This is a genomic window from Chamaesiphon sp. OTE_20_metabat_361, from assembly GCF_031364565.1.
Genome location: NZ_JANLWO010000292.1, coordinates 1 through 5,237, shown reverse-complemented (window position 1 = coordinate 5,237; position 5,237 = coordinate 1). Strand labels below are relative to the sequence as shown.

Below are 5,237 nucleotides of genomic sequence, written 5' to 3'. Positions count from 1 at the left end.
GTCCCAGTATCGCTCCTGGCAAACCGGGCGCGCGGATCGTCGTCAATCCCAATCTCTATCGAGTCGCCAGTGCCCTTCGCCTCCCCGACAATAGCCTGACGGTGTATCAAGGTGGTACGGGTTATGCCCCGAGTTTCGGTGCCGACCCCAAAGTGCCGCCCGGAGCCAGTCATCAAGCCCTGTGGGTGGGGATGTCCCCCGTCGTCGAGCGCGAGTATCTGCGGGATTATCGCTACATTACCCTCCGCGAACCGCGCATCGTCGCGAATGGTGGCGGTGAAGGTGGGAGCCTCCCTGTCGATGTCAATCTCAACAATTTTGGCTTTAATTCCAGCGGCTTGCAAAATGCCTACGGACAAGGTTATGTCACCGTCCTAAATCGGGATGTCTCCCGCGTCGATACCGATACGATCCGCCAGCGGACGGATTACTATCCCCACATCAGTTTTACCGGGGCGAATCTGACTGAAAATAGCCTCTGGCGGTATTATACAGGCGCGATCGTCAATGCCGGATTCGAGCCAAAAACTACCACCAATATTAAAGCCTACGTTGGCACTGATTATGCCGTCGTCAATCCTCGGGGCTTGAGTTTTAATGTCGGTGGTATCGGCTATCTCAATCCAGATCCGGAATATTCGACTCAGCTTTATGTCAATGCGACGCAAGCCATCCCGCTCGGTGCCAATCCCCGCAACAATCTCACCTTGGGAGTGAATGCCAATTATATTATCGATGGCTCGATTACCCTCCAATCGTTACCGATTCGCTCCGCTCAAAGCTTCGTCAATGCTGGCGTCGCCCTAAACTTCGGTGACATTTCGATCGGCGGTACCCAATTTTTTGGTAATATCTTATCCGAGTCAGTTGAAAATAAAACAATCTTTAATCTAAGCTGGAAAGTTAGCGACAGGTTCAGAGTAGGCGGATTTGTCAGTGCCTTCGATCGGAATATCTCGACCAATCCATTTGGGGCAAATATCAGTTACGATCTAGATCCTAATTCTAATTCAGCGATCTACTTAGGATGGAATGCCGCTGAAATTGATTTCCGGCGCACCCTCGGCTCCACCGCTAATGTCTACAAAGATAATACGATTAGTGTCTCGCTGAGATATGGGTTTTAGTCTTGGATTTTTACGCGATCGGGAATAACTTCAGCACTGTCAATCCACATCTTTGGTAAGATGAATAAAAGCTTAAAGTAAATGCCCTATGGTACGAGTTGCTCTAAACCTACTGAAGCTAGAAGAATTTCTGAAATTACCAGAAACAAAGCCTGCTAGTGAGTTTATCGCCGGACAGACCGTTCAAAAAACTATGCCGCAAGGAAAACACTCTCGGCTACAATTTAGGTTGTGCAATGCAATTAGTGAAGCTGTAGAGTCAAAGCAATTAGGGATGGCTTTCCCCGAACTACGCTGTACCTTCGATGGTCGGTCAATTGTGCCTGATGTAGCAGTATTTAGATGGCAAAGAATTCCGTTCGATCCCAATGGTGAAATTAGTAATTCTTTCATGACTTATCCCGATTGGACGATTGAGATTCTCTCTCCCGAGCAAAGCCCTACCAAAACCATCAGTAAGATTTTGCACTGTCTCGATTGCGGGACACAATTGGGCTGGTTGGTAGATCCAGCCGAAAAATTAGTAATTTGCTTTTCCCCCAAACAGCAACCCGTCGAAATTATTGGCGATCTCTATCTACCCGTTCCTGACTTTCTCGAACTAAATCTCACGGCGACACAGATGTTTAGCTGGCTAATTCCCAACTCTTAAAATGCTACCTGGCGATCTGCTGATTTATCGATACAATGGCGAATCGATCGTCCCCAAACGCATCGAAATCGACGCGCACCATATCCAGATGGCGATCGAGATTATCGACTGCTTCACGTCCGTTGTCGGTGGCACTCAGGGACAACTCGATGAGATGCTGTTGCAACTCGAAGGCGATAGCCCCGACTTTCGCGTCAAGCGGGGATTTGCCCATCTACTCAAGAGTCAAACATTCAGTAACTTTGAGATTGTCAGCCCGCTTCAGCCGTCCGAATTGCGCGAACGCGTCTACGCACTCTCCGCGATTTCTAGCCCCAGTGTCGAGCATAGTAAAAGCACATTAGCCACACTTGCCAGCAATCTCTCCCAAGAACTAAGTACCGAAATAATTCCCGCTCAAATTACCCAAGGTTTATACGCCGATCTACCCGAGAATCGCATTCTAACCGAATTTACCGCACCCGATCCGATCGCCCTAATTCATCGCTACAATCTTTCCCAAGTTCAAGGCGTATTTTATCGTGCCAGCGAACTAACTATCAACGCCCATCGCAACGTTCCCGGACAATATAAGCTGTTATTTCGATATCTGAAATTATTTCAATTGATGACCTATATCGAAGGTGATGCCGATACTGGTTTTACAATTAAAGTTGATGGCCCGACGAGTTTATTTAAAGCAAGTACCCGCTATGGACTCGCGATCGCGAAGTTAATTCCCGCAATTTTACATGTGACTAAATGGAGCCTGAGCGCAACGCTGCAAACCAAGGATTTCTATACCGGAAATATCAAAGTCGGACGCTATAGTCTCACCGACAAATGTGGATTGGAAACCCACTATCCACCCGGTAAATCCTACGATAGTATGCTCGAAGCGAGTTTTGCCGATCGCTGGGATAAGCTCAAAACCGAGTGGGTATTAGAACGCGAAGTGAATTTATTACCCATTCCCGGTAGTGTGATGATTCCCGATTTTCGGTTGGTACATCCCGACGGACGGGATTATATCTTAGAAATTGTCGGTTATTGGCGACCGGAATATTTGCAGAAAAAGTTTGCTCAAGTGCGAAAATCTGGCTGCACAAATCTGATTTTAGCCATCTCCGAACGATTGAATCTCGAAAAAGCCGGACTCAATGCCAGAGATCTGCCTTGTGAGGTAATTTGGTTTAAGGACAAACTATTACCTAAGTCGGTATTAGAAGTATTGGATCCGGTTAAGTGAATGGTGGATAGTGAATAGTGGGTAGTGAATTGAGGATTGAGAATTGCGGATTGAGAATTGCGGATACGCGCTCGTCAGGTTCCCCGACGAGCGCTATTCACTATCCACTAAAACACTATCCACTAAAATACTATTTACTCTTAGCCTCCAGATTTTCCAAGCGGCTTTTTAGCTCTTGATTGGTTTTTTTGACTTCTTCCAACTCCTCTCGTAACTGTTTTACCGCTCCATCCGTCCCGATTTTCTTTTGGACTTTTTGCACCCCTTCATCCGCCATCCGTTTGACGCGTCCGTCGGGACTGTGAGCGGCTAAACCCTGCAATACCCCGATCGCTTTGACGGTGGACATCTGGCTCAGGGCATTGACTACAGCTACTTGGGTAAGGAAAAACGATTCGCGCGACAGCTCGGATAATTTCTCGACGATGACGATCGTATTTGCATCGGATTGACCGCTAGAAATCGCCCCAAGGGCACGAATTGAGGTCAACCGCAGTGGTTGAGGTATACCCGGTTTGACGTACTCTATGACGGTTTTTAGAGCTGTTTCTGAATCGGTCATTTTGCTCAAACCACCGATCGCACCTGCACGGACGACTTCATTCCAGCCGGAGCGGGTATTGAGGACTTCGGTGAGCAGGGTAATTACTTCTTCCTGTTTATCCTTCAAGCTGGCGGTAGTCATCCCGCCCAACGCGCGACAGGCGGCGGCTTCGACGTAGTAGCTCTCATCCCCGGCTGTGACAATTTGCTGGACTGCGGCGTATGTTTCGGGTGTTTTAATATTACCCAATTCATCGACGATCGCGCGGCGCACGAAGGGATCTTCATCGCCGACTGTGGCGACTAAATTAGTAACTGCAATATCGAGTTTAATCGTTGCTAGCTGTTGCGCGGCTTCGAGTCGAACTGCCCAGAATTTTTCAGTTGCAAGGCATTCAGTCAGTGCGGTGACGGCTTCGAGATTGCCTTTTTTGGCGATCGCGACTGTGGCATAGATCCGCGAAATTGGGTCTGGATCTGACTTGAGCTGCGCTTTGAGTTCGGGTAAGGGGTATTCGAGGCTGACGGTTTTTAAATAGTTATTACCCACATCAAAGCTGATGAAATCGGGTTTAGTTTCGAGCGGAAAATAGAGGACTTGTTCTTTTTCATAGACGCGAATTTTGGTAACTTTCACGTCAACAATCCCATCTTTAAGATAACCAAAACCAATCGGAATTTTGAGATCGAATAAGTCATTGGTGAGCGTATGCACGCCTTCTTTCGCTTGTGTTTGTGTCACCGTCAGCTTGGCTAAATTACTATCGCCATCCCAACTGTAGGCAACCTTATAATCTGGATGTCCGCCCCGATAGACATATTGATCGAATAGATATGCTAAATTGCGTCCGGTTGCTTTATCGATCGCCCGCAGGACATCGATCGTTTCGACAGTTTTATGAGCGTTTTCATTGACAAAAGTATGCACGAAGCGATCGTATGATTCATCGCCCAATTCCGCCCGAATCATGTGATAAACACAGGCACCTTTTTCGTATAAGTGGCGATCGTATAGTTCGATCGCTTCTCGATAGATATTCGTGACGATCGGACGCCGATAGCGGTCGCTATCTTCACTTAAATAATTACGTGCTTCACCGAGTAAATAATAAGCGGCTTCATCTTTATCATACTCATGTTCCGTCCACAATACCTCACAGTAAGAAGCCATCCCTTCCTTAATCCACGCGTGCGACCAATGCTTAATTACGACCAAATCGCCGAACCATTGGTGAGCAAGTTCGTGAGCGACTAAACTCTCTGTAAAAAAGTTGTCTAAAGACGCTCGTTTATCTAATAAACACCGATCCATTAATAACGTCGTCGAAGTATTTTCCATCCCGCCAAAGATGAAATCAGCGACGCATACTTGGGCATATTTAGGGAATGGATAAGGATAGCCAAACTTCTTGCTAAAGAACTCAATCATCTGGGGAGTTTTCCCCATACTCAGCTTCGCTGATTCTTCCAGTCCTTGCTCCACATAATAAGTAACTGGCTTACCATTCCAACTATCGGCAATCTCGCTAAACCTGCCCACCGCCAACGTCATCAAATATGTCGGGTGAATCTCCTTTTGCATACATTGATAGACCCGATCTTCACCAAAGACAGTCTGCTCGACTAATTCACCATTAGAAATCGCCACTAAATCCTTCGGCACCTGCACCCGAATTGCCGAAGTAGC

At 47.2% G+C, this 5,237-nt stretch carries 3 protein-coding genes and 1 pseudogene; 3 read left to right on the top strand and 1 reads right to left on the bottom strand.

Going from position 1 to position 5,237, the window contains the following annotated elements:
• From RMO35_RS08665 to RMO35_RS08655, 3 genes and pseudogenes are all read left to right on the top strand, one after another.
• Positions 1-1,127, top strand: a pseudogene (locus RMO35_RS08665) (hypothetical protein); the annotation flags it as partial.
• Positions 1,128-1,215: 88 nt separating this feature from the next.
• The gene (locus tag RMO35_RS08660) at positions 1,216-1,779 is read left to right on the top strand and encodes a Uma2 family endonuclease (protein ID WP_309740278.1); all 564 of its coding nucleotides are present in this window, start codon (positions 1,216-1,218) and stop codon (positions 1,777-1,779) included.
• Between the two features lies 1 nt (position 1,780).
• Complete coding sequence (locus RMO35_RS08655) at positions 1,781-3,007, top strand: DUF790 family protein (RefSeq protein WP_309740277.1); 1,227 nt, start codon at positions 1,781-1,783, stop codon at positions 3,005-3,007.
• Between the two features lie 130 nt (positions 3,008-3,137).
• On the opposite strand, the gene RMO35_RS08650 is transcribed toward RMO35_RS08655, so the two are convergent.
• Positions 3,138-5,237, bottom strand: a 2,100-nt coding sequence (locus tag RMO35_RS08650; RefSeq protein WP_309740276.1) for a M1 family metallopeptidase, incomplete at its 5' end; no start/stop codon positions are given.